The sequence below is a fragment of the Mesorhizobium sp. P2_D1 genome (assembly GCF_056404455.1).
The window spans coordinates 17,361-40,707 of sequence record NZ_JBFUDZ010000032.1; the positions used below are offsets into that span (position 1 = coordinate 17,361).

General features: G+C 62.0%; 22 protein-coding genes. 10 read left to right on the plus strand and 12 right to left on the minus strand.

The genetic code is table 11. From position 1 onward, the window contains the following. Positions 1 to 57: 57 nt before the first annotated feature. Positions 58 to 1,323 carry an NAD(P)/FAD-dependent oxidoreductase gene (locus AC1D0I_RS21540; protein WP_477397577.1) on the minus strand — a complete coding sequence of 422 codons (1,266 nt, stop codon included), beginning with the start codon at positions 1,321 to 1,323 and terminating at the stop codon, positions 58 to 60. Between the two features lie 165 nt (positions 1,324 to 1,488). On the opposite strand from AC1D0I_RS21540, the gene AC1D0I_RS21545 reads away from it, so the two are divergent. Both AC1D0I_RS21545 and AC1D0I_RS21550 read left to right on the plus strand, forming a co-directional pair. After that, positions 1,489 to 2,139, plus strand: coding sequence for a 5-formyltetrahydrofolate cyclo-ligase (locus tag AC1D0I_RS21545; RefSeq protein ID WP_095091637.1), 651 nt, complete (start codon positions 1,489 to 1,491; stop codon positions 2,137 to 2,139). Positions 2,140 to 2,340: 201 nt separating this feature from the next. Then, positions 2,341 to 2,754, plus strand: a complete 414-nt coding sequence (locus AC1D0I_RS21550; RefSeq protein WP_477397579.1) for a hypothetical protein — start codon at positions 2,341 to 2,343, stop codon at positions 2,752 to 2,754. On the opposite strand, the gene AC1D0I_RS21555 is transcribed toward AC1D0I_RS21550, so the two are convergent. Beyond that, positions 2,751 to 3,224: an Lrp/AsnC family transcriptional regulator gene (locus AC1D0I_RS21555; RefSeq protein ID WP_010909317.1), complete on the minus strand. Its 474-nt coding sequence runs from the start codon at positions 3,222 to 3,224 to the stop codon at positions 2,751 to 2,753. The two genes, AC1D0I_RS21550 and AC1D0I_RS21555, sit on opposite strands and share 4 nt — an antisense overlap. 156 nt (positions 3,225 to 3,380) lie before the next feature. On the opposite strand from AC1D0I_RS21555, the gene ald reads away from it, so the two are divergent. Then, the gene (gene ald / locus AC1D0I_RS21560) at positions 3,381 to 4,496 is read left to right on the plus strand and encodes an alanine dehydrogenase (RefSeq protein WP_477397581.1); all 1,116 of its coding nucleotides are present in this window, start codon (positions 3,381 to 3,383) and stop codon (positions 4,494 to 4,496) included. A 21-nt stretch (positions 4,497 to 4,517) separates the two neighbouring features. Here the strand turns inward: ald and AC1D0I_RS21565 are convergent, their stop codons facing one another. The 6 genes from AC1D0I_RS21565 to AC1D0I_RS21590 all read right to left on the minus strand — a co-directional run bounded on the left by AC1D0I_RS21565 (position 4,518) and on the right by AC1D0I_RS21590 (position 8,641). After that, entirely contained in the window at positions 4,518 to 4,670 is a 153-nt protein-coding gene (locus tag AC1D0I_RS21565; RefSeq protein WP_477290573.1) for a hypothetical protein, read from the minus strand. Positions 4,671 to 4,732: 62 nt separating this feature from the next. Next, positions 4,733 to 5,200 carry a DUF1203 domain-containing protein gene (locus tag AC1D0I_RS21570; RefSeq protein WP_477397583.1) on the minus strand — a complete coding sequence of 156 codons (468 nt, stop codon included), beginning with the start codon at positions 5,198 to 5,200 and terminating at the stop codon, positions 4,733 to 4,735. Positions 5,201 to 5,301: 101 nt separating this feature from the next. Beyond that, a complete protein-coding gene (locus tag AC1D0I_RS21575) occupies positions 5,302 to 5,865 on the minus strand; it encodes a GNAT family N-acetyltransferase (RefSeq protein WP_095091816.1) in 564 nt (187 codons plus the stop codon). Between the two features lie 5 nt (positions 5,866 to 5,870). Beyond that, the gene (gene sseA / locus AC1D0I_RS21580; RefSeq protein ID WP_477397585.1) at positions 5,871 to 6,722 is read right to left on the minus strand and encodes a 3-mercaptopyruvate sulfurtransferase; all 852 of its coding nucleotides are present in this window, start codon (positions 6,720 to 6,722) and stop codon (positions 5,871 to 5,873) included. 141 nt (positions 6,723 to 6,863) lie between these two features. Then, positions 6,864 to 7,607 carry an alanyl-tRNA editing protein gene (locus AC1D0I_RS21585; RefSeq protein ID WP_477397587.1) on the minus strand — a complete coding sequence of 248 codons (744 nt, stop codon included), beginning with the start codon at positions 7,605 to 7,607 and terminating at the stop codon, positions 6,864 to 6,866. After that, positions 7,607 to 8,641 (minus strand): cysteine synthase A, encoded by a 1,035-nt coding sequence (locus AC1D0I_RS21590; protein ID WP_477397589.1) that lies wholly within the window; start codon positions 8,639 to 8,641, stop codon positions 7,607 to 7,609. Before AC1D0I_RS21590 ends, AC1D0I_RS21585 begins: the two co-directional genes overlap by 1 nt. Positions 8,642 to 8,868: 227 nt before the next feature. Between AC1D0I_RS21590 and AC1D0I_RS21595 the strand changes: the two genes are divergently transcribed. Both AC1D0I_RS21595 and AC1D0I_RS21600 read left to right on the plus strand, forming a co-directional pair. After that, complete coding sequence (locus AC1D0I_RS21595; protein ID WP_095091643.1) at positions 8,869 to 9,690, plus strand: SDR family oxidoreductase; 822 nt, start codon at positions 8,869 to 8,871, stop codon at positions 9,688 to 9,690. 96 nt (positions 9,691 to 9,786) lie between these two features. Then, a complete protein-coding gene (locus AC1D0I_RS21600) occupies positions 9,787 to 10,761 on the plus strand; it encodes an alpha/beta hydrolase (RefSeq protein WP_477397591.1) in 975 nt (324 codons plus the stop codon). A 104-nt stretch (positions 10,762 to 10,865) separates the two neighbouring features. Here the strand turns inward: AC1D0I_RS21600 and AC1D0I_RS21605 are convergent, their stop codons facing one another. Next, positions 10,866 to 12,287: a DEAD/DEAH box helicase gene (locus AC1D0I_RS21605; RefSeq protein WP_477397593.1), complete on the minus strand. Its 1,422-nt coding sequence runs from the start codon at positions 12,285 to 12,287 to the stop codon at positions 10,866 to 10,868. Between the two features lie 409 nt (positions 12,288 to 12,696). Between AC1D0I_RS21605 and AC1D0I_RS21610 the strand changes: the two genes are divergently transcribed. Both AC1D0I_RS21610 and AC1D0I_RS21615 read left to right on the plus strand, forming a co-directional pair. After that, complete coding sequence (locus AC1D0I_RS21610; RefSeq protein WP_095091646.1) at positions 12,697 to 14,229, plus strand: acyl-CoA carboxylase subunit beta; 1,533 nt, start codon at positions 12,697 to 12,699, stop codon at positions 14,227 to 14,229. A gap of 7 nt (positions 14,230 to 14,236) precedes the next feature. Beyond that, the gene (locus tag AC1D0I_RS21615; protein ID WP_477397595.1) at positions 14,237 to 15,307 is read left to right on the plus strand and encodes a M48 family metallopeptidase; all 1,071 of its coding nucleotides are present in this window, start codon (positions 14,237 to 14,239) and stop codon (positions 15,305 to 15,307) included. A gap of 80 nt (positions 15,308 to 15,387) precedes the next feature. Here AC1D0I_RS21615 and AC1D0I_RS21620 read toward each other — a convergent pair whose 3' ends face one another. Together AC1D0I_RS21620 and AC1D0I_RS21625 are read right to left on the minus strand one after the other, a co-directional pair. After that, the gene (locus AC1D0I_RS21620) at positions 15,388 to 17,391 is read right to left on the minus strand and encodes a hypothetical protein (protein WP_477397597.1); all 2,004 of its coding nucleotides are present in this window, start codon (positions 17,389 to 17,391) and stop codon (positions 15,388 to 15,390) included. Further along, positions 17,388 to 18,920: an NAD(P)H-hydrate dehydratase gene (locus tag AC1D0I_RS21625; protein ID WP_477397599.1), complete on the minus strand. Its 1,533-nt coding sequence runs from the start codon at positions 18,918 to 18,920 to the stop codon at positions 17,388 to 17,390. The genes AC1D0I_RS21620 and AC1D0I_RS21625 overlap by 4 nt, the downstream gene beginning before the upstream one ends. 358 nt (positions 18,921 to 19,278) lie before the next feature. Here AC1D0I_RS21625 and AC1D0I_RS21630 point away from each other — a divergent pair, with 358 nt between their 5' ends. Both AC1D0I_RS21630 and glnA read left to right on the plus strand, forming a co-directional pair. Then, positions 19,279 to 19,617, plus strand: coding sequence for a P-II family nitrogen regulator (locus AC1D0I_RS21630; protein ID WP_006205430.1), 339 nt, complete (start codon positions 19,279 to 19,281; stop codon positions 19,615 to 19,617). Between the two features lie 67 nt (positions 19,618 to 19,684). Then, the gene (gene glnA / locus AC1D0I_RS21635; protein WP_095091650.1) at positions 19,685 to 21,094 is read left to right on the plus strand and encodes a type I glutamate--ammonia ligase; all 1,410 of its coding nucleotides are present in this window, start codon (positions 19,685 to 19,687) and stop codon (positions 21,092 to 21,094) included. A 693-nt stretch (positions 21,095 to 21,787) separates the two neighbouring features. Here glnA and AC1D0I_RS21640 read toward each other — a convergent pair. Next, positions 21,788 to 22,828 (minus strand): glutamine synthetase beta-grasp domain-containing protein, encoded by a 1,041-nt coding sequence (locus tag AC1D0I_RS21640; RefSeq protein WP_477397601.1) that lies wholly within the window; start codon positions 22,826 to 22,828, stop codon positions 21,788 to 21,790. 316 nt (positions 22,829 to 23,144) lie between these two features. Here AC1D0I_RS21640 and AC1D0I_RS21645 point away from each other — a divergent pair, with 316 nt between their 5' ends. After that, positions 23,145 to 23,342: a DUF2735 domain-containing protein gene (locus tag AC1D0I_RS21645; protein WP_457155357.1), complete on the plus strand. Its 198-nt coding sequence runs from the start codon at positions 23,145 to 23,147 to the stop codon at positions 23,340 to 23,342. Positions 23,343 to 23,347 lie beyond the last annotated feature (5 nt).

Consider the following 23,347-nt stretch of genomic DNA (forward strand, 5'->3'; position numbering starts at 1 on the left):
CGCCGCCACTCGATCAGCAACAGATGACGTGCGGATGAACGGTCTGGGGAGAAGAAGTCAGCCCTTGTCGTCGTCGCCCTGGGTGATCAGCCGCGCGCTGCGCTGGCCCGTCGCGTAGATCCATAGCCAGCTTAGTGAAACCGCAAGCCGGTTGCGAAAGCCGATCAGGAAATAGATGTGGGCTATGCCCCACAGCCACCATGCCGCCCAGCCGGTCAGCTTGATCCAGCCGAAATCGATCACGGCGGCGCGCTTGCCGATCGTGGCGAGGTCGCCGTCATGCCGGTAGCGGAACGGCCGTGGGCTGGTGTCGCCGGCAAGCCGCGCCTTCAGCGTGGCGGCAACATGGCGGCCCTGCTGTTTGGCGGCCGGCGCCACGCCGGGAACGGGCCGCCCGTCCGGCCGCAGCACATGCGCGGCATCGCCGACGACGAAAATCTCCGGGCTGCCCGGCACGCTCAAGTCAGGCTCGACGAGCACCCTGCCTGCCCGATCCGCCGCCGCGCCGAGCCACTCGGCGGCCGGCGAGGCGGCGACGCCCGCTGCCCACAGGATTGTGCCTGCCGACAAGTGCTTGTCGCCGAAGACGACGCCTTCGGCGTCGCACCGCGTAACAGCCCTGCCGAGTTCGATGGTCACACCGAGCCGCTCGAGCGCCTTCATCGCGTAGTCGGAAAGTTTCGGTGCGAAATTGGCCAGGATTCGGTCGCCGGCCTCGATCAGCACGACACGCGTTTGCCGTGTATCGATGTTGCGGAATTCACCGCGCAGCGTGTCATGCGCCAGTTCGACGATGGTGCCGGCAAGCTCGACGCCGGTCGGCCCGCCACCGACGATCGCAATGGTCAGCAGCGCCTGGCGCTTGACGGGATCGATCTCCCGCTCGGCCTTCTCGAAGGCCAGCAGAATGCGCCGCCGAACCGTGGTGGCATCCTCCAGCGTCTTCAGGCCCGGCGCGAAAGGTTCCCATTCGTCGTGGCCGAAATAGGCGTGGCGCGCACCGGTGGCGAGCAGCAGGGTGTCGTAGGCGACAGCATTGCCATCATCGAGCAGCACGCGTTTGCCGGCACGGTCGACACCGACGACATTGGCAAGCAGCGTCGTCACATCCTTGCGCTTGCGCAGGAGGTGGCGGACCGGCCATGCAATTTCGGACGTCGCCAGCGCCGTGGTCGCCACCTGGTAGAGCAGCGGCTGGAAGAGGTGATGATTACGCTTGTCGATCATGGTGATGCTGACCGGCGCACCGGCAAGCGCTCGGGTGAATTCGAGACCGCCGAAACCTGCGCCGACAACAACGACATGATGGCTGGCCTGGTTCATCTCATTCACCGCTAACGGGCAAGATTGCCTAGGCTAGATGTAGGTACTTTTGTGCATCGCAGCAACGCGGGGGTGGTGCCTGAGACTCGTCGTTCTATGTCGTGAACGCACATGTCGTATCGTGTCACGAGGTATAGCGTGATCAAATACGCGATGAGGTAAAGCATGGCTAGCAATCATGACGACCAAGGTCCGGCGCAATATGCCTCTCCTCCCTGCTTCATGCATGAACTCGATCCCGCGTTTCAGACACCACTAACCGACTGGACCGACGTCCGGCGCTGGCGCAAGGCCGAGCGCGAACGCCTGATCGCCGCGCGTCTCGCCGTTTCGGCCGACGCGCGAACGGTGATGTCGCAGCGCATTGCGGAAGGTCTCGACGCAATCGTCGGCGAGATCGCCGGCCGCATGGTCAGTCTTTACTGGCCGTTTCGCGGTGAGCCGGACCTGCGGCCATGGATGGCGTCCGTCAATGCGCGCGGCGGCCGCACCGCCCTGCCCGTCGTCATCGAGAAAGGTCAGCCGCTTATCTTTCGCGCCTACGCGCCGGGCGACCGGCTGGAAAAAGGTGTCTGGAACATCCCGATCCCGGCCGAGGGCGATCCGGTGCTGCCGGACATCGTCATTGCGCCAATCGTCGGCATCGATCCTAGAAACTACCGCCTGGGCTATGGCGGCGGGTTCTTCGATCGCACGCTGGCGGCGATGCCGTTCAAGCCGCTGGTGATCGGCGTCGGCTATGAGTTGCAGCGTATCGCCACCATCTACCCGCAGCCGCACGACATCCCGATGGATCGGATCGTCACCGAGGCCTAAGAGCCTGTTTGGAAAATGAGACCGGCTGGATTTCTGTTCCGCTGCGAAGCAGCGCAAATGTCATGTGACAAAAATCCGATTTGGTCGATAAATAGTCTGATCTTTAAGGGAACCATGCCGCGGCGTTTCGACATGCGCTCCGGGCGGATCCAACAGTGTCCGGTAGCTCCTAGGATTGGCTGCGTCACAACGGAGGATAAGATGGTCGGACGAACCATAGCGGCTGCCCTAGCAATTGCGTTTTCCGTTTCGCCTTCGCAGGCGCAACTACAGCATCGTTTGCCGAGCGGCTATAAATGGGGCCGCTGCCTGCTTACTGTTGACGGTCAGACTCGCATATCCGGAAGATGCTACTATCAAATCGAGAACGGCGGCGATTTTAATATCCAGGGGCCTCGGCAAGTTTTTGCAGGTATCGACTATCCTGATACGCATAGTGGGGCTGGTGAAATGTCCAAAGACTACTGGGCAGTTGTCTACAAGGATGGTGATCTTTGGGAAGGCTATGGCAACTCGGACGTTTCCGAAACTCACGGTGACGAACGCTGGAAAGACCTTCGCCGCGAAGGGGCATGCTATGTTGGGAAGGACGTCCGGGTATGCCTTTGGCGTTAAGCCATTTCCGGCTTCATGCCCATCGCCGTGCGATCGACGATCTCACGCAAGGCGAATGACGAGTTGATCTTGGTCACATGCGGCATCGCCGACAGCCATTCCTTGTGGATGCGCTCATAGTCCACCAGATCCTTGGCCGCGATGCGCAGGATGTAATCATATTCGCCTGACATCAGATGGCAGGACAGCACGTTGGGGCAGCGCTTGATCGCCGCCTCGAAATCCGACAGCGTTTTCTCGAACTGTCCCGACAGGGAAATATGCACGATCGCCGTCATCTGGTGGCCCAGTGCGGCATTGGACAGCCGGGCATGGTAGCCACGGATGGTTCCGGATTTCTCCAGATTGTCGAGCCGGCGCGAACAGGCTGACTGCGACAGGCCAACCTTCTCGGCCAGTGCAGCATTGGGTATCCTGCCATCCTTCTGCAAAGTCTCGAGAATGGCGATATCAATCCTGTCGAGCGGCATTTTTCGTGAATCCTGCGAATATCCCACTATTTCGCGCAACGATTATCGAAACTTGGCTGTTCGCGCAAGCGCATTCGCAAACACCTGCGCAGCGATTCGTGGTTCACTCCACCTATACAGGGAACGAGCCCAAAAGGGCCGGATCAGGAGAAGAAAATGCGCGTCGGCTGCCCCAAGGAAATCAAGAACCACGAATATCGCGTCGGCCTCACGCCCGGCTCGGTCCGCGAATATGTCGCCCACGGCCATGAAGTGCTGGTCGAGACCGGCGCCGGCGCCGGCATCGGCGCCGATGACAATGCCTATCGCGCTGCCGGTGCGACAATCGCCAAGACGGCTGCCGATGTGTTCGCCAAGTCGGACATGATCGTCAAGGTCAAGGAGCCGCAGCCCAACGAATGGGCGCAGCTTCGCGAAGGCCAGATTCTCTATACCTATCTTCACCTGGCTCCGGATCCGGAGCAGACCAAGGGCCTGCTCGCTTCCGGCGTGACAGCAATAGCCTACGAGACCGTGACCGACGACCGTGGTGGCCTGCCGCTGTTGGCGCCGATGTCGGAAGTCGCCGGACGACTGTCGATCCAGGCTGGTGCCACGGCGCTGCAGAAGGCCAATGGCGGCCGCGGCGTGCTGCTCGGCGGCGTGCCCGGCGTGCTGCCCGGCAAGGTCACCGTGCTCGGCGGCGGCGTCGTAGGCCTGCATGCTGCCAGGATGGCGGTGGGGCTTGGTGCCGACGTCACCATCATCGATCGCTCGATCCCGCGCCTGCGCCAGCTCGACGACCTCTTCACCGGCCGCGTGCACACCCGTTACTCGACCGTCGAGGCGCTCGAGGAAGAGTGCTTCTCGGCCGACATCGTCGTCGGCGCCGTGCTGATCCCCGGCGCTGCGGCGCCGAAGCTCGTCACGCGCGAAATGCTGTCCGGCATGAAGAAGGGTTCCGTGCTGGTCGACGTCGCCATCGACCAGGGCGGCTGCTTCGAGACCTCGCACGCCACCACCCATGCCGACCCGACCTACGAGGTTGACGGTGTCATCCATTACTGCGTAGCCAACATGCCCGGCGCGGTACCGGTGACGTCGGCCCACGCGCTCAACAACGCGACGCTTCATTATGGCCTGCAGCTTGCCGACAAGGGCCTGAAGGCGCTGGTCGATGACCACCATCTGCGCAATGGCCTCAATGTCCACAAGGGCAAGATCACCAACCGCGCGGTCGCCGAGGCGCTCGGCTACGAACTGGTTGAGCCGAAAGCCGTTCTCGCGGCCTGATTCTTCTTCAGAATTCCTCCGTCAGCCCGCCGGTTCTTGCCGGCGGGTTTTTTCTTGGGCGTGAAGGTTTTCTTGAGCGCGAGGCTGGGCAACAAAAAAGCGGAGCCAAAGCCCCGCTTCCTCGATATCGAGATTTGCCGCCGGTTCATCCGCGGTCGGCAAATCGATCGACAATCGCTTTCTAGCGCGATTGTGCGACGGGAGTACGACAAGCCCTCGCCCAGCGTTCCAATGCCTCAGACGCGCTCGATGCGACACTGGTAGCAATTGTTGCGTGCCGAGCGGACATGAACGTAGGCGATATCGTCGCTCTCGAAGAGGGCCTCGGCCCGCGCTGTAATTGCTGCGGTCGGAATGACGCCGCCGCTGCCGTAGACGATACGATTGTCCCTGCCGTAGCCGCGCACGATATAGTCAGGGCTTTCCAGGATCTCGGGCAGCACCTCGCTCTCGGCGGCGCGGTCGCATTCTTCGGCATGCAAGAAGATCGGCCCGGTTTCGGCATAAGGCTGAAGCTCCGGGAATGGCCGATAGGCCAGAACGAGGTAAACGTCGCCAGCGGCGATGTTCTTCAGACAGTGCCGACAAGGCATGCCATCGCCGTCGGAAATCTTTCGTTCGGGCGTTTGGCCGTAGGCATCCGAGCCGCCGTGCTGCAATGCCCTGACATTTTCGGTCGGCAGCGCTTTGAACTGAATGGTCATGGTGGGATCTCCGGTGTTGTCCACCGGAAATTATGCCCTCAAGTCCACGCTTCCCACCCGATTCCTGCGCAGTGACGGATGCTTCGAATTTTTGGCTGATGTCACGGCCTCATGACGCTGGCCGAGCGTTCTCCGAAAGGCAGCGGATGCACGATTTCCTTCTTTTGCGCCACCGGCGCAAAGCCGAGCTTCTGGTAGAGCGGCAAAGCCGCCGGATGATCGAGTGTGCAGGTCTGCACGGTCACCCGCTTCGGCCCGTACGACCACGCCGCTGCGATCGCCGCCCCCAGGAACCAGCGGCCGATGCCTTGCCCGGTCGCATGTTCCATCATGCCGAAATAGGCGAGCTCGACTTCTTCCGGCAGATGCGGCTTGAGGTCGAAGAAGCCGGCCGGCGCGCCGTCGAGGTAGAGCACTCTGATGTCACGGTCCTCGCGGTGGATGCCGGCCGAAAGCTCCTCGTCATCCAGCCTCAGCACGTTCACCCAGTGCCATTTGCGTCCCACCCGATCCATCAAATAGCGGTAGAAATGCAGGGGAATGTCCTTGGTCTTCAGCAGGGCGACCTGACGGTTGTAGGGCACCGGCGGCGAATAGGCTGGAGGCACATGCATTTCGAGGAACGTGACCGTGACATCGATGTCTTCCAGCGCACCGTTTTCCATCGTCTTCATTCCTTGCCGGTCACGACCGGCGTGTCGGAGAGCCCACCCCACTCCGTCCACGAGCCGTCGTAAAGTTTGTTGTCGGTATGGCCAAGCGTTTCCAGCGCCAGCGTCGCCACCGCGGCTGTAATGCCCGAACCACACGAGGTGATGACGGGTTTCGACAGATCGATGCCGGCCGCCTCGATCACCTTGCGCAAGCGGTCCTTCGACAAGAGCTCGCCGTTTGCCGACAGCGCCGAGTAGGGCAGATTGCGCGCGCCAGGCATATGGCCAGAGCGGATACCGGCGCGGGGTTCGGGCTCCGTGCCGGCAAAGCGGCCCGGTCCACGGGCGTCGGCGATCTGGCTTTCCCCGGTATCGACGATCCGGCGCATGTCGGCGAGGCTGGCGACGCGACCGGCGTCGAAATCGGCATGAAACACACTTGGCGCGATCCTGGTCGGTTCGGCCGTTACCGGCCGGCCGGCCGCTTTCCAGCCATCGAAACCGCCGTCCAGAATATAGGTCTGGAACACGCCCATCACCCGGAACATCCACCACGCCCGAGGAGCCGAGAAGAAGCCCGGACCATCATAGATGATGATGGTGTCGTCGGCCGAAACGCCCATCGATCCGACATACTGGGCAAAATGCTGCGGTGACGGCAGCGTATGCGGCAGCGGCGAATCCGGGTCCGAAACCGCGTCCTGGTCCAGAAATCGTGCGCCCGGAATGTGGGCCGCGCCGTATTCGCCGCGCGCATCGCGCTTTTGCGCCGGCAGATACCAGGATGCGTCGATGATCGTCAGGCCCGGCTCGCCGAGGCGCTGCTGCAGCCAATCCGCGTCGACGGTGAAAGGACTGTCCTCGGCCATTTTTTCTCCTGCTCGCCGTTTGGCGGTGATTGTCCAATTAAAGTGCGTCGCGTTGAAGCGGATTCAAGCGACGCGCTTAAGTCTTTGTTCTCATGCATGTCGTTGACCCAACATCGAGGCCACTTTCTTGGGCGACATGCATCAGGTCGCCGGCATCGGGCCGAAGCGGATGCGGAAGCGTCTGTTTTCACGGCCCTTCTTCTCGATCTTGCCGATATGGATTTCGCCGACCTCACCGGTGCTTTTGACATGGGTGCCGCCACAGGGCTGGCTATCGACCGAAGCGTTGTCACCGATGCAGACCAGGCGGATCTTACCGGTGCCAATCGGCGGCCGGACATTCTTGGATTTCACCAGGCCCGGGTTGGCGGCCAGTTCTTCGTCGCTGATCAGCCTGGTGAAGATCGGGTGATCGGCCCGCACCAGATCCATCAGGCTCGCCGTTACGTCTTCCCTGGTGAAGCTGGCGTCGGGAATATCGAAATCGACGCGGCTGTCATCCTCGGAAACGGACGCACCGGTGATCGGGAACGGGCAGACCACAGTGAGCAGGTGGCAGGCCGCGTGCATGCGCATCAAAAGATGCCGGCGCTCCCAGTCGATCGCCAGGCTCAAGCGTTCACCGACCTCTAGAACCCTCTGCTCCAACGCCGGGACATGGATGATCTCGTCCTTGGTCTCGCCCGTAATGGTGGCGGCGATGGCGATGCGGCTGCCGTCGGCGCGCTCCAGATGACCGATATCGCCCGGCTGGCCGCCCGATGTGGCGTAGAAGATCGTCCGGTCGAAAATGATGCCGCCGCGGTCGTTGACGGCAATGATTGTGGCGTCCGCTGTCCGCAGATAGGCGTCGTCGCGAAACAGCGCTTCGGTCCTGTGCGCCATCAACCGACCTTTTCGAACGGCACAGAAATCGTGCTCCGCTGCTCCATCCAGCCCGGTATCGGCAGGTTCTTCTCGCGCAGGAATTCCGGGTTGAACAGCTTCGATTGATAGCGCGTGCCATAGTCGCAAAGAACAGTCACGACGGTGTGGCCGGGGCCCAGTTCGCGCGCCAGCCGGATCGCGCCGGCAATGTTGATGCCGGTCGAGCCGCCGACGCAAAGTCCTTCTTCCTGGATCAGGTCGAAGACGATCGGCAGCGCATCTTCGTCCGGGATCTGGAACGAAAAATCCGGCGTGAAGCCATCGAGATTGGCGGTGATGCGCCCCTGCCCGATGCCTTCAGTGATCGAGCTGCCTTCGGACTTCAACTCACCGCTGGTGTAGAAACTGTAGAGCGCGGCTCCCAGCGGATCGGCGAGCGCGATCTTGACGTCCTCGCGCCTGGCCCTCAATCCGAAGGCGACGCCGGCCAGCGTTCCACCCGAGCCGACCGCCGAGACAAAGCCGTCGACCTTGCCGCCGGTCTGGTTCCAGATCTCTTCCGCCGTGGTGCGGATATGGCCGTCACGGTTGGCGACATTGTCGAACTGGTTGGCCCAGATGGCGCCGTTCGGCTCCGTCCGCGCCATCTGCTCGGCCAGCCGCCCCGACAATTTCACGTAATTGTTGGGATTCTTGTAAGGTACCGCAGGCACCTCGATCAGCTCGGCGCCGAGCAGTCTGATGGTGTCCTTCTTTTCCTGGCTCTGCGTGTCTGGAATGACGATGACCGTGCGGTATCCCAGCGCCTTGGCGACCAGCGTCAGCCCGATACCGGTATTGCCGGCCGTTCCCTCGACGATCACACCGCCGGGCTTCAGCAGCCCGCGCTGCTCGGCGTCGCGGATGATGAACAAGCCGGCGCGATCCTTGACCGACTGGCCTGGATTCATGAACTCGGCCTTGCCCAGGATCTCGCAGCCGGTTTGTTCAGACGCTTTGTTGAGGCGGATCAGAGGCGTGTTGCCGATCGCGTCGATCACAGAACGGGGCATTCAGGATTCCTTGTGCAGCTGTGCCGAAACCGTAGAAACCCGAAGCTTCGGTTTCAAGGCAAGAATTTGTCTGGACCAGTCGCATTTGCGGCATTGTTATCGCGGCCGACGCTTCTCAATATCGCCTTCATGCGCCACAGTTCATTTCCTCACTGTGATGAAAGCACTCTTTTCATTCGATTTCTTCATCGCTAGAGCAAGGTACGAGCAAGTCGACAGGGCGCAGCATGACACTCTATCGGGCCAATCCGAAGCACGGCGTCGCCTGGATCACGGGCGGCAGCAGCGGCATTGGCCGTTCGCTGGCCAGGGATCTTGCTGCCCAGGGCTATACCGTCGCGGTGACGGCGCTCGACGACGATCCGATCGACACGCTTGTCGTCGAAACCGCGCAGATGCCGGGCAGTGTCACGGCCTTTCCCTGTGATGTCACCGACGAGCCGCGCATGGCAAGGACGGTCGCCACGATCGAGAAGGAACTCGGGCCTATCGTGCTCGCCGTCTTCAATGCCGGGAACTACATTTCGACGCCGGGTGAGAATCTTGTCGTCAACGACTTTCGCCGGTCCTTCGATGTGAACTATTTCGGCATCATCAACGGCCTGGTGCCGGTCATCCAGCGCATGCGTGTGCGGGCACGCGGCCATGTCGTGCTGGTCGGCTCGGTCACCGCCTATTTCGGCTGGCCGACCACGGCCGCCTATGGCGGCACCAAGGCGGCGATCAACATCCTGGCCGAGTCGCTGAAATACGACTTCGACAAGATGAATGTGCGTGTCCAGGTGATCAACCCGGGCTTCATCGACACCGCTCTTACAGAGAAGAACATGCTGCCGATGCCGGGGCTGATGCCAGTCAGCCGCGCGACGCGCCGCATGGCGCGGGGCATCAAGTCCGGCGGCTTCGAAGTCACCTTCCCGCGCCGGCTAAGCTGGCCCCTGAAAGTGCTCAGCCTGCTGCCGAGGCCGCTGTGCAGAGGGGTGATCGGCCTGATGACCAACTGGAAGGCGCGGCCGCTGCACTACGACCGGAAGCCCCAAAGCGAATAGAACGCCATCGAGATTGGCAGGCTCCCTCTCCGGGGCATGGCGTTGCCCGATAGTGACCGTCGCCATAGGTTGAGAAATTGTTCTTTGGAGTCTGCGATGGGGCGACGGATCGTGCTTGCTGTGCTTGGCCTTGTCGTTGTCCTCGCACTGGCTTTCGTGTTTGGCCCGCGCGTACCCGTCGACACCACGATCCGTTTCGATCCCTCGGTCATCGGCGACGATCCGCAGGCCTATGTGGCGAAGACAGAGGCCGCCATACCCGGAATCCGTGAGGGTCTGGAGAAAGAGATCGTCTGGGCCAATCCGATGGTGCATGCCAGGACGCCGCTATCGATTGTCTATATCCACGGCTTTTCCGCATCGAAGGGCGAGGTCCGCCCGCTGTCGGACGAGGTGGCCGACCAACTCGACGCCAATCTGTTCTACACCCGCCTTACCGGTCACGGGCAGGACGGCGCGGCGATGACGCAAGGCAGCGTCAATGCCTGGATCAACGACTATGAGGAGGCACTCGCCATCGGCAGGGCGATTGGCGACAAGGTGATCGTCATCTCGACCTCGACAGGCGGCTCGCTGGCGACATGGGCTGCAACGCAGCCGGGCGCATCGGACGGGGTGGCGGCGATCGCGTTCATCTCGCCGAATTTCGGCGTCAGGGCGTCCGGCGCCGAACTGCTGACCATGCCCTGGGGCAAGCAGATTGCCGAGCTTGTCGGCGGCAAGGAACGCAGCTTTCCGACCCGTAACGCCCTGCACGAGAAATTCTGGACGCACAAATATCCGATGGCCGCGACACTGCCGATGGCGGCGCTGACGGAGCTCGCCTACGCCGCGCCGGTGGAAAAGGCGACCATCCCTGCCCTATTCATCTTTTCCGATTCCGACAGGGTGGTGCGCGAGGACCGCACCCGCGAAATCGCCGGGCGCTGGGGCGCGCCGCATGAACTGGTCCCGGTCGACGACACTGGCGATCCCGACCATCACGTCATCGCCGGCGACGCACTGTCGCCATCGACCACGGCCTATCTCGCGCAAAGGATCGCCGTCTGGGTCGAGGCGGTAGCCAAATAGCCTCCTAACGAAAAGGGCGACCGAAGCATCGCTTCGGCCGCCCTTTCCTTGTCGGTCACGGCAATCAGCCAGCCTAAGCTTGGCCGACCAAAACGCTGTCAGGCTTACGCAGCCCGCGCCGCCGGACGCTTGCCGCCGAAGCGGCGCTTGTTGTTGCCCTTGAAAGGCTTGGCGCCTTCCGGCTTGCGCTCGCCAGCGAAGGCCGGCTTGTCGCCGAAGCGCTTCTTGCCGAAGCCGTTACCCTTGTTCTCGCCACCCGGTCGCCTGCCGTCACGACGACCGTTGCGGTCGTTGCGGTCATTGGCGGGCTCGAAGCGCTCGTTCTTTTCAGCCGGATTGCGCAGCGGATCAGGGCTGCCGAGATGGTCGGCAACGATCGGAAGCTTTGTGCGGATGATGCGCTCGACCTGACGCAGCTTGCTGTTCTCCGAAGGATCGCAAAGCGTGATGGCAATGCCGTCCATGCCGTTGCGGCCGGTCCGGCCGATGCGGTGGACATAGCTTTCGGCTTCGTCCGGCAGGTCGAAATTCACGACATGGCTGATTCCTGGCACATCGATGCCGCGCGCCGCAATGTCGGTAGCCACCAGAATGCGCACCGAGCCCTCACGGAAATCGTTCAGCGCCTTCTGACGGGCATTCTGCGACTTGTTGCCGTGAATGACGGCGGCCTTGAAGCCGTCGCGCTCGAGGTCCTTGGTCACCCTGTCGGCACCGTGCTTGGTGCGCGAAAAGATGATGACGGACTTCATTGCCTCGTCGGCGAGCATCGTCGACAGCACCTGGCGCTTCTGCTTGGTGCGGGCAAAGACGACGCCCTGCACGATCTCGGCGGCCGCGGTGCTTTGCGGCGCGACTTCGACGCGGATCGGGTTCTTCAGCAGACCCTTGGCCAGCTCGGCGATTTCATTGGGCATGGTCGCAGAGAACAGCACCGTCTGACGGTCGGGCGCGGTCGCCTTGGCGATGCGCTTGACGTCGTTGATGAAGCCCATGTCGAGCATGCGGTCGCCCTCGTCCAGCACCAGCCATTTGGTGTCGGCAAGCATGAGGTCGCCCTCGCGCACCAGATCGGTCAGGCGACCGGGCGTTGCGATCAGGATGTCGACGCCGGGCGCGACCTTCTTCACCTGGCTGAAGCGCGAGACGCCACCCAGCACAAGTGCGGTCGAGACATGCGCGCCCTTGGCGAGGATCTTGATGGTGTCCTCGATCTGCACGGCAAGTTCGCGCGTCGGCGCCAGGATCAGCGCACGCGCCGTCTTCGGCCGCCGCTTGGTGCCGAGAGCGATGATCTTCGACAGGATGGGCAGCGCGAAGGCAGCCGTCTTGCCGGAACCGGTCTGGGCGATGCCGAAAATGTCACGGCCTTCCATCTGCGGCGGGATCGCCTGCGCCTGGATCGGCTTCGGATCGGTAAAGCCGGCGGCATGGGTCGCCTTGAGCAGCGCACCCGTAATTCCCAGTGCTGCGAAACCGGAGAGTTCCCCAGTTTTATCAGCAAGCAAAGTGTTTTCGTTGGTCAAAATATTCTTCTTTCACGCGGCCTCTGGCCGCAAACATCAATGGCGGCAGGGCGCAACCTGCCGTCGGATAAATTGTCATGGAACGACAAGGCGGGCGGACGGTTTCGTCCACTCGGCTGCGCTGTCGTGCCCGCAGGCATCATGCCACGGGGCTTTTTCGCCACTTTGTGATTTACCGGAAAGAGGGGCCGATATACCGGAAAGAGGGAAAACAGACGCAACCAGTCTCATTTGTCGAGAAGGCCGGATTGTTCCCGGCCCAAGCGCCTATGTCGCCGCATATGGCCCAGTTCGCGGTCAAATGCAAGGGCCGTCATGCTGCAGCGCAACAAAACCACGGCGCAAGCGGTCCTTGCGCTCGCCCGCCCGCACGATTACCACGAAATGCCGCTGGCTTGGGAGGTAACCGATGAAGGACGTGCTGAAAGAACTCGAGCGCCGCCGTGACATCGCCCGCATGGGCGGCGGCCAGGCCCGCATCGATGCACAGCACAAGAAGGGCAAACTCACCGCGCGCGAACGCATCGAGGTGTTTCTCGACGAGGGCTCGTTCGAGGAGTTCGACATGTATGTCGAACACCGCTCGACCGATTTCGGCATGGAGAAGACCAAGATCGCCGGCGACGGTGTGGTCACCGGCTGGGGCACCGTCAACGGCCGCCCGGTCTATCTCTTCGCCAAGGACTTCACCGTGTTTGGCGGTTCGCTGTCGGAAGCGCATGCCGAAAAGGTCATCAAGGTGCAGGAGATGGCGCTGCGCAACCGCGCGCCGATCATCGGCCTCTACGATGCCGGCGGCGCGCGTATCCAGGAAGGCGTGGCCGCACTGGGCGGCTATGCCGAGATCTTTCAGCGCAACGTGCTCGCCTCCGGTGTCATTCCGCAGATTTCGCTGATCATGGGCCCCTGCGCCGGCGGCGACGTCTATTCGCCGGCGATGACCGACTTCATCTTCATGGTGCGCGACACCTCCTACATGTTCGTCACCGGACCGGATGTGGTGAAGACCGTCACCAACGAGACGGTGACCGCCGAGAGCCTTGGYGGTGCCTCGGTGCACACGACGAAATCCTCGATCGCCGACGGCGCCTATGACAATGACGTCGAGGCGCTGCTGCAGATGCGCCGGCTGGTCGACCTGCTGCCCGCCTCCAACACATCGGAGCTTCCGGAGATCGAATGCTATCAGTCGGTGACCGACCATGATCAGTCGCTCGACCGGCTGATTCCCGACAACGCCAACAAGCCGTACGACATCAAGGAGTTGATCCTTAAAGTTGCCGACGAAGGCGACTTCTTCGAGATCCAGCAGAATTTCGCCAAGAACATCGTCACCGGGTTCGGACGGGTCGAGGGCCGCACTGTCGGCTTCGTCGCCAACCAGCCGATGGTGCTGGCCGGCGTGCTCGATTCAGACGCCAGCCGCAAGGCGGCGCGTTTCGTGCGCTTCTGCGACTGCTTCTCAATCCCGATCGTCACCTTCGTCGATGTTCCGGGCTTCCTGCCCGGCACGGCGCAGGAATATGGCGGGCTGATCAAGCATGGGGCGAAACTCCTGTTCGCTTATGCCGAGGCCACCGTGCCGAAGATCACCGTCATCACCCGCAAGGCGTATGGCGGCGCCTATGACGTGATGGCGTCAAAGCATCTGCGCGGCGACATGAACTATGCCTGGCCGACGGCGCAGATCGCCGTGATGGGCGCCAGGGGCGCGGTCGAGATCATCTACCGCAAGGACATCGGTGATGCTGAAAAGATCGCAGCCCATACAAAGGCTTACGAAGATCGCTTCCTGTCGCCCTTCGTCGCCGCCGAGCGCGGCTATGTCGATGAGGTGATCATGCCGCACTCGACCCGTCGCCGCATCGCGCGCGCGCTCCGGATGCTGCGCAACAAGGACATGCAAAACCCCTGGAAGAAGCACGACAACATCCCGCTGTGAGGCGCTGATGTCGCGTCTGGTCATCAGCGCAGGGCGGCGGTTCGGCAGGTTTGCCGTGCTGTTTTTCGTGATCCCTGCAGCAATCATCTTCTGCGTCTGGATGTCACTGCTCGACAGCCATCCGATCTGGTTTATCGCCAGTGGATTTGTTGCCATGCCGATCGCAACCACGGCGGCGGCATTCCTGTTCGGCACTTTGTTTGCCGGACTTCGGCGCCGCAAGGTCAAGGGCGTGCCCAGAACCGAGGCACCCGGCCTATGGGCGCACTGGGAAGAAATTGCCGGCCCGCGCCGTGCGGCACGCACCGTGATTGCGTTGGAAGACGACCTTAACGCCAGCGTACGGGAAGAACGCACACTTCTCGGACGCTTGGGTCGCCGCGTGTTCTTGACCGTCGGCATTCCCCTCCTGGCGGTGACCGATGAGAAGGCGCTTGCAGCGATTCTTGCTCATGAAGATGCCCATTTACGCAACAAAGACACCAATGGCGGCCTCAATCTCGCAGAGTTCGAAAATAGTTTCGGATTTGTGTTCGAGTACGCCCCTCCGGGAGCGACGATTTCGGGCAGCCTGCTTCATGCTGCAATCGGTTGGCTGTCGGAATCGTTTCAACGGGAGGATATCCGGCTTTCACGCGAAGCAGAGATCAAAGCGGATCGTCATGCGGCAGTGTCTGGCAATGCCGAGCAAGCCGCGCGTGCGCTGTTGCTCGTTGCGGCTGCAGACGTACACTTCAAGGAGAAGGTGTATGACCCTTTGGGGCTTGAACTGAGGGGAGCAATGCGTCCACCACGGCCACCACTCGACCGCCTTCTGCAGACGGCCGGGCAGTTGTCGGAACAGACTTACCTGGACGCTTGCGTCCACAGAGCGTGGGAACGTCCCGATGACGGGAAGTCGACGCATCCATCATGGGCACAGCGACTGGTGGCACTTGGGTATGCCGAAGCGCCCGACATCCAGCCGATAGCCGTCACGGCCCTCTCGACGCTGCTAAGCCCGAGTGCCACCGAACGATACATTGCGGAATTCAACAAGACGTGGACCGAGCAGATGGAGGACTATCTTCAACGCTAAGGCGATGCTCGCACGTTGATGTCGACGAGACCCAAGTGCGGGACGCCTTTTCACCGATCGCCGTCACCCGCGACTGATACCTACTCCTCTTCCGCCGCGCCAAATCCTGCCCCCATGGTGGCACGGACGGAACTGCCCCAGGGCGTCGCGTGGTTGTCGATGCGCATCTGGAAGATGAAATAGGTCGGCGAGCAGAAGCCGATTCCCTTGATCTTACCGATGCCAGGCGTATCGGGCGGCAGCGATTGGCACATATAGTCCTCGCGGCAGAAATGATCGGCCGAACAGGCCGGCCGGTTGCCGCGGTTGATGGCGCCGCCAAGGCATTGGTCGAAATTGTTGGTGGCCACGCAGATGTCGAATTTCTTGCCGCCGACCAGCCCGCAGATCTCGTTCGGCATCGGCTTGCCGGATTTGAAGCCCGCGAAGGCGCGGTCCTTGTCGTCGCAGCCGCGATAAGCGATGCCGCCAGGCACGCCGATCTTCGGCGGACGGCAGGTGTAGGCAGCGCGCGAGACATCCTGCGCAAAGGCCGCGAACTGGCCTGATATTTTGAAGCGATCGTTGAAAGGCTGCGTTGCGTTGCTGGCGATCGATCCGGTCAGGCAGGGATGGCCGGAAAACATGTCGGGACTGTCCTTGGGCAGCAGGCATTGCGCCAGCTTCGTCCGCACACCCGAAGCGCTGGCTAGCGGCGTGCAGATGGTGCCGCCGCCGCACTGCCAAGTCTTGCCGAAGCGTGCGGCATCGTCCGGCATCAGGCACGGCATTGCCATCTCTGCCGGCGCGTAGTCGATCGCGCCGGCGTCCGTCCAGGCAGCCGGTGGTGCAAAGGACAGCGGGCGGAAGCGGTTCGGCTCCTTGCCTTGCGCCATGGCGCGCAGCCAGGCCTGACGGCGCGGTATCTCGGCGTGAAGATGCGGCGAAATGCCGACCTCGATGCGGTTGAGCGGCGAGGTCGTCTTGTCGTCGAGGCCGATGAAATGGAAACCGGCGGTGGAACCAGCCTGATGGCAACCCTGGCAGGCGCCATTGTCCAGCCGCTCGACGAGAGCTTCTGGCGTGCGCAGCAGTTTGAGCCCGGAATAGTCGAGCGATGCGAATTCCTCTGGCTGGAGCAGCGGCGTGAACGGGTGGTTGGCCTGCCGCGCGCTGCCGAAGGTCGAACACGAGATGACCTTCCTGGCCAGGAATTCGTCGGGGATTTCGTAGACGCCTTCGTCGACGGCCGGCAGATTGGCGCTGACATAGGCGGCGAGCCTTGCCTTCAGCGCCGCGTCTTGCGAAAGCCGTGCGGCGTCAGGCGTGTTCTCCAGCGGCTTCTCGCTGACGGCGTCGCCATCGATGCCGAATATCCGCATGAGATAGGCGGCCTGGCCGCCGAACTCGGTTTCCTGGCCAGAGGGAAAGCGCACCACCTGCGCGTTGAGTTCCAGCTGCTTGAAGGTCAGCCCGGCTTTCTCCAGCGGTCCGCCGGTCAGCCAGCCGGCATCAACGGTCTCGTCAAGCTGTGGCGTCCAGCGTCCGGCAACACCGACGCAGCCGCCGTCGGCATCGGGCGCCGCGCTGTAGACGGCGTTGAAATTGAACGGGAGACGCGACGCCAACAGCTTGCCATTTTTGCGGAAACTGTAGGCAAGGCGGTAGATGAAACGCACCTCGCCGCAGCTCTTGTCACCCAGTAGGGCCGCGAAGTCGCGACGGTCGAGCCGGTTGACGACGCCGACCAGCCGGGAGCGCGCTGCATCGGTCTTCAGCCAGCGCAGGTCCATGATGCGGCCGACATTGCCGTCGGTGACCTCGTAGAGCGGCCGCCCGCCGGCCTTCATGTCGGCGCGCAGCGCGGCGACATCGGCCGCCACAGTGTCGACGACAGCGTGATAGGCCGGCGCCTTGTCGTAGAGAGCTTTCAGGTCGCCCGCGCCCGCCGCGCCAAAAATATCGGCAAAGCCGTAGCCCTTGGCATCAAGTGCGGCGAGCACCGCCGGATCATCAACGATCGTCACAGGACCTTCGGCGCGCGCTGCCGACGCCACGAAGACAGCGAGGAGGGTGGCGAGCATCAGAGCCAGGGCGCGGCTCATCGAGCGGCCGAACGTGCTTCGACAAGGTCGCGCAGCACCGGCACCAGCGCCGGCGGCAGATCCTCGGCGATCAGCCCCGGCCCGAACCGGCTGCCGGCTTCGGCATGAATCCACACCCCGGCGCAGGCCGCTTCGAAGGCCGGCATGCCTTGCGCCAGCAGCCCGGCGATGACGCCTGACAGCACGTCGCCCGACCCTGCGGTGGCCAGCCACGGCGCGCCGTTGGCGTTGATCGCCGCCCTGCCGTCAGGAGCGGCGATGACGGTGTCGGCGCCCTTGTAGACGATGACGGCATTGGCACGCACGGCGGCTCCGCGGGCCTTGTCGAGCTTGGAGGACGCAACGTCATCGGCGATATCGGGAAACAGCCTGGCGAACTCCCCTTCGTGCGGCGTCATCACCAGGCCCGGAGCAACCGGTTGGCGAGAAGCTTCGAACAGGACGTCCGGCGCCTCGCGAAAAGAGGTGATCGCGTCGGCATCGAACACGACGCCGTCAATCCGGGTTGACGTGCCGCTAGGCTGGGCAGGGCTGAGCAGCGCGAGTGCAAATTGCCGCGTCTTTTCGCCAATGCCGAAACCGGGCCCGAGAACAAAAGCCGACGGCCGGCGTTCGCCGATGAACGAGTCGATGTCGACGCTGTCATCGGCCTTGCGCAGCATGATCGAGGTGAGATGCGCAGCGTTTACCTGCATGGCATTGGCCGGCGACAGCACGGTGACCGCCCCTGCCCCGCTTCTCGCGGCGGCTAGTGCCGACAGCCGCGCCGCGCCGGTGGCGCTCGGACCGCCGGAAAAGACGCCGACATGGCCGCGCTTGTATTTGTGCGTGTCCACCGCTGGCACGGGAAATTCCCGCGACCACAGGTCTGGCACATTCTCAAAAGTCGACACGGCGAGTTGGGCGATGATGCCGTCGCCTATGCCGATATCAGCGAGCACGATTTCACCACATTGCTCTCGTCCCGGGAGCAGCAAGTGGCCGGGCTTTTGCCCCGCGAAGGTGACGGTGACCTCGGCGTGAAACGCCCTGCCCAATATTGCGCCGCTGGCTCCTGAGACACCCGACGGCAGGTCGACCGCGACCACAGGCAGGCGCAGAGCTGTTGCAGTGTCGACGGCTTTCACGGCATCGCCGGCCAGCGGCTTGGACAGCCCTGCCCCGTAAAGCGCGTCGACGACAATCGAGCCGGCCTCGGCGGCAAAATCCGACAGTGGCCGAGGTTTCACCGGGCATTGCGCGGCGGCGAGCGCCGCATCGCTTTGCGGCCTCGGCGTGCCGCTCGCCCAGATCGTTGTGCTTACGCCGCTGCCGGCCAGCAACCGGGCAACGACATAGCCATCGCCGCCATTGTTGCCGGGGCCGCACAGCACATGGACACGCGTCGCTGCGGGATAACGCGCCAGGATCACGGCCGCGACCGCTTCGCCGGCACGGCGCATCAGCCCGAAGCCATCGAGCGGACCGGCGGCAATCGCCAGCCGATCGGCCTCACTCATTTCGGCCGGGGAAAGAAGTTCGTTGCTCATGGATTGCCGATCCGCATTCGATCAAGCATTGTCCAATTTTCGATCCGAAGCAAACAAAGGGGAGTGGCGAATTTTGCGGCCATATCGTTGGAATGAGGGCGTCGCAGGCACAAAACTGCCCGCTGAATAGGCGATATGCCTAATTATTGTGCAGACGCACATGCTGGCTCCTTCGTGGCTCCAGCGGCCCATGGCGCACCTGATGCAGTGAATGACGCTAATTTGCTTCCCGGCGCGGCGCGGCTTTGAAATCGTATGAGACCGCTTCAAATCCGTCCAATTGGCACAGTTCGTGCTTGATGGAGGCGCAAGCGGGGGTTCACAACCCGTTTTTTTGGCAGTGGAGGCCACTTTTTACATGAAAAAGATCGAAGCGATCATCAAGCCATTCAAGCTGGACGAAGTGAAGGAAGCGCTTCAGGAGGCCGGACTGCAAGGCATCACCGTCACCGAGGCCAAAGGCTTCGGGCGCCAGAAAGGCCATACCGAACTCTATCGCGGCGCCGAATATGTCGTCGATTTTCTGCCCAAGGTGAAGATCGAGGTCGTGCTTGGCGACGACGCGGTCGAAGGTGCGATCGAAGCCATCCGCAAGGCGGCCCAGACAGGCCGCATCGGCGACGGCAAGATCTTCGTCTCCAACATCGAGGAAGTCGTGCGAATCCGCACCGGCGAAACCGGCATGGACGCGGTCTGATTCGACCCGGCCATCCGCCTGAAAAACCGTCATCATCAAAAAACGTCATCACACAGGGATACATGACATGACGACAGCCAAAGACATCATGAAGCAGATCAAGGACAACGACGTGAAATTCGTCGACCTGCGCTTCACCGACCCGAAGGGCAAGCTGCAACACGTGACGATGGATGTCATCGAGGTCGAGGAAGACATGTTCGCTGATGGCGTCATGTTCGACGGCTCCTCGATTGCCGGCTGGAAGGCCATCAACGAGTCCGACATGGTGCTGATGCCCGATGCGGACACGGTCCACATGGACCCGTTCTTCGCGCAGTCGACCATGGTCATCCTGTGCGACATCCTCGATCCGGTTTCGGGTGAATCCTACAACCGCGATCCGCGCGGCACGGCCAAGAAGGCCGAGGCCTACATGAAGTCGGAAGGCATCGGCGACCAGATCTTCGTCGGCCCGGAAGCCGAATTCTTCGTCTTCGACGACGTGAAGTACAAGGCCGATCCTTACAACACCGGCTTCAAGCTCGATTCCACCGAACTGCCGTCGAACGACGACACCGACTACGAGACCGGCAATCTCGGCCACCGTCCGCGCATCAAGGGCGGCTATTTCCCGGTGCCGCCGATCGATTCCGCGCAGGATATGCGCTCGGAAATGCTGACCGTGCTCGCCGAAATGGGCGTGCGGGTCGAAAAGCACCACCACGAGGTGGCGGCCGCCCAGCACGAACTCGGCATCAAGTTCGATACGCTCGTGCGCAACGCCGACAAGATGCTGATCTACAAGTATGTCGTGCACCAGGTCGCCAACGCCTACGGCAAGACGGCCACCTTCATGCCGAAGCCGATCTTCGGCGACAATGGTTCGGGCATGCACGTCCACCAGTCGATCTGGAAGAACGGCAAGCCGACCTTCGCCGGCAATGAATATGCCGGCCTGTCGGAAAGCTGCCTGTTCTACATCGGTGGCATCATCAAGCATGCCAAGGCGATCAACGCCTTCACCAACCCACTGACAAACTCCTACAAGCGTCTGGTGCCGGGCTACGAAGCGCCGGTGCTGCTCGCCTATTCGGCGCGCAACCGCTCGGCATCCTGCCGCATCCCGTTCGGCTCATCGCCCAAGTCCAAGCGCGTCGAGGTCCGCTTCCCCGATCCGGGCGCGAACCCCTACCTCGCTTTCGCCGCCATGCTGATGGCCGGTCTCGACGGCATCAAGAACAAGATCCATCCCGGCCAGCCGATGGACAAGGATCTCTACGACCTGCCGCCGAAGGAGCTGAAGAAGATCCCGACCGTCTGCGGTTCGCTGCGCGAAGCGCTGCAGAGCCTCGACAAGGATCGCGGCTTCCTGAAAGCCGGCGGCGTCTTCGACGACGATCAGATCGACAGCTACATCGAGTTGAAGATGGCTGAGGTGATGCGCTTCGAAATGACCCCGCATCCAGTCGAGTACGACATGTACTACTCGGTCTAAGATTCGATATACTATTCAAGCCCTTGAAAGAGTTCCCTCTTTCAAGGGCTTTTTGCTGCGCTCCGATGGGCCCCGCCTGTACCGACAGGTCCGCGCCCATCGCGATGGACGCCCCTTTGCCATTGAGCTTTTCGGCGTGTGTGAATGCCTGGGTTGCTGAGCCCGCGTTTCATGGGCTGGCAGAAACAGTTCGGTCGATGGTGAACATGAAAGCCAGGAGCGAGCGGCGCACTGCCTCAGGCTACAGTGACCGCTCGTCCGGCGCCCACGCCTATGCCGCCGTTCAAGTAAACCCCGCCCGTCCGAACAGCATCGCGTGACGTAACCCCAAGCGCTTCGAATACGCATGCTGCACTGCAATCTGTCAACGCCGCCAAGCCGGCTGCGGGCAGCCGATTCCGCAACATGAACAGGTGGTTATGGAAGGGGTGCGAGGTCACGGATAGTGCTCAAAATGCCAGTTTTGCGGGCTTTCTGGCGGGCTGCCACTGGAAACTGGAACAGTGGCGGCCGAGGGTTCAACCGGATTCGCGATCGCCTGCATTGCCTGACTTTTTCTGGGTATGTTTTGCCCGGGGCCCGATCCGCCGGGTCACGGCAAAAAAAGAACCCCAGCTTTCGCCGGGGTTCTTGGATGGACTTGGATGAATCTCAGACTGTCACGGCATGGACGTGAAGTCCCGATTCGAATGATTACGCGGCTGCCGAAACCTCAGCGCTCGCCGGCACCGAGGCGATCGTCTTCAGGATCTGCGAGGCGATCTGGTAGGGGTCACCCTGGGAATTCGGACGACGGTCTTCCAGATAGCCCTTGTAGTCGTTCTTGATGAAGGAATGCGGGACGCGGATCGAAGCACCGCGATCGGCGATGCCATAGCTGAACCTGTTCCACGGCGCGGTCTCATGCTTGCCGGTCAAACGCTTGTCGTTGTCCGGGCCATAGACGGCGATGTGATCCATCAGGTTCTTGTCGAAGGCCGCCATCAGCGCTTCGAAATAGGCCTTGCCGCCGACGTCGCGCATATAGGCGGTCGAGAAGTTGGCGTGCATGCCCGAGCCGTTCCAGTCGGTGTCGCCGAGCGGCTTGCAATGGTATTCGATGTCGATGCCGTATTTCTCGGTCAGGCGCTGCATCAGGTAGCGGGCCATCCACATCTGGTCGGCGGCCTTCTTGGAGCCCTTGCCGAAAATCTGGAATTCCCACTGGCCCTTGGCCACTTCGGCGTTGATGCCTTCATGGTTGATGCCGGCCGCCAGACAGAGATCGAGATGCTCTTCGACGATCTGGCGGGCGACGGAGCCGACGTTGGAATAGCCGACGCCGGTGTAGTACGGGCCCTGCGGTGCCGGATAGCCGCTTTCCGGGAAGCCCAGCGGGCGGCCGTCCTTGTAGAAGAAATATTCCTGCTCGAAACCGAACCAGGCGCCCTCGTCATCGAGGATGGTTGCGCGCTTGTTGGAGGCATGCGGCGTGACGCCATCAGGCATCATGACTTCGCACATGACAAGCACGCCGTTGCTGCGGGCCGGATCCGGATAGACAGCAACCGGCTTCAGCACGCAATCGGAGCTGTGGCCTTCGGCCTGCTGTGTCGACGAGCCATCAAAGCCCCACAGCGGAAGCTGCTCGAGCGTCGGGAATTCGGCGTATTCCTTGACCTGCGTCTTGCCGCGAAGGTTGGGGACCGGGGTGTATCCATCGAGCCAAATGTACTCGAGCTTGTATTTCGTCATTCTAGCCTCTCGTTGCTTGATCACCGAACACTGGACGGCGTCGACATGCGTCTGCCACCAGCAGCCGGCCTGCCGGATCACTAAAATGCAATTCGTGTGCCACTCTTGACCTGCAGGGTGCGGCAAAATTGACGCCGCATTCGATTGAAGTTGGCACGCCGCCTAAGCAATGCGTTGAGATCAATCACAATCGCAATTCGCACAAATAATAGGCAAATACTGATCTTTTCGTAGGCATATTGCCTAACTTGATTGCAGACCTTATCTTCGAGGTAGGTTGAATCGACAAGGTTCGACTGAAGAAAGGAGCCCGACAATGGAAATCATTTCCACGCGTCCGTCGGCAAAAATTCTGATGTTCCCGGCGGCAGCGCGCGTCTCTGCCTCAAATTTGAGCGGCAAGGCTAAGTTTGCGGCAGAGCTTGCCTCACTGCGCGGTGTTCGGGCGGATTTCGGCGACGGCTGGTATCACGATGCGGCGATAGAGGACGCGAAGCAGGACCGTCAAAGCTAAGCCCC

Coding starts and splice junctions, on each gene's coding strand:
- AC1D0I_RS21540 (WP_477397577.1), bottom strand. CDS start 1,323: ATGAACCAGGCCAGCCATCATGTCGTTGTTGTCGGCGCAGGTTTCGGC.
- AC1D0I_RS21545 (WP_095091637.1), top strand. CDS start 1,489: ATGGCTAGCAATCATGACGACCAAGGTCCGGCGCAATATGCCTCTCCT.
- AC1D0I_RS21550 (WP_477397579.1), top strand. CDS start 2,341: ATGGTCGGACGAACCATAGCGGCTGCCCTAGCAATTGCGTTTTCCGTT.
- AC1D0I_RS21555 (WP_010909317.1), bottom strand. CDS start 3,224: ATGCCGCTCGACAGGATTGATATCGCCATTCTCGAGACTTTGCAGAAG.
- ald (WP_477397581.1), top strand. CDS start 3,381: ATGCGCGTCGGCTGCCCCAAGGAAATCAAGAACCACGAATATCGCGTC.
- AC1D0I_RS21570 (WP_477397583.1), bottom strand. CDS start 5,200: ATGACCATTCAGTTCAAAGCGCTGCCGACCGAAAATGTCAGGGCATTG.
- AC1D0I_RS21575 (WP_095091816.1), bottom strand. CDS start 5,865: ATGGAAAACGGTGCGCTGGAAGACATCGATGTCACGGTCACGTTCCTC.
- sseA (WP_477397585.1), bottom strand. CDS start 6,722: ATGGCCGAGGACAGTCCTTTCACCGTCGACGCGGATTGGCTGCAGCAG.
- AC1D0I_RS21585 (WP_477397587.1), bottom strand. CDS start 7,607: ATGGCGCACAGGACCGAAGCGCTGTTTCGCGACGACGCCTATCTGCGG.
- AC1D0I_RS21590 (WP_477397589.1), bottom strand. CDS start 8,641: ATGCCCCGTTCTGTGATCGACGCGATCGGCAACACGCCTCTGATCCGC.
- AC1D0I_RS21595 (WP_095091643.1), top strand. CDS start 8,869: ATGACACTCTATCGGGCCAATCCGAAGCACGGCGTCGCCTGGATCACG.
- AC1D0I_RS21600 (WP_477397591.1), top strand. CDS start 9,787: ATGGGGCGACGGATCGTGCTTGCTGTGCTTGGCCTTGTCGTTGTCCTC.
- AC1D0I_RS21615 (WP_477397595.1), top strand. CDS start 14,237: ATGTCGCGTCTGGTCATCAGCGCAGGGCGGCGGTTCGGCAGGTTTGCC.
- AC1D0I_RS21620 (WP_477397597.1), bottom strand. CDS start 17,391: ATGAGCCGCGCCCTGGCTCTGATGCTCGCCACCCTCCTCGCTGTCTTC.
- AC1D0I_RS21625 (WP_477397599.1), bottom strand. CDS start 18,920: ATGAGCAACGAACTTCTTTCCCCGGCCGAAATGAGTGAGGCCGATCGG.
- AC1D0I_RS21630 (WP_006205430.1), top strand. CDS start 19,279: ATGAAAAAGATCGAAGCGATCATCAAGCCATTCAAGCTGGACGAAGTG.
- glnA (WP_095091650.1), top strand. CDS start 19,685: ATGACGACAGCCAAAGACATCATGAAGCAGATCAAGGACAACGACGTG.
- AC1D0I_RS21640 (WP_477397601.1), bottom strand. CDS start 22,828: ATGACGAAATACAAGCTCGAGTACATTTGGCTCGATGGATACACCCCG.
- AC1D0I_RS21645 (WP_457155357.1), top strand. CDS start 23,145: ATGGAAATCATTTCCACGCGTCCGTCGGCAAAAATTCTGATGTTCCCG.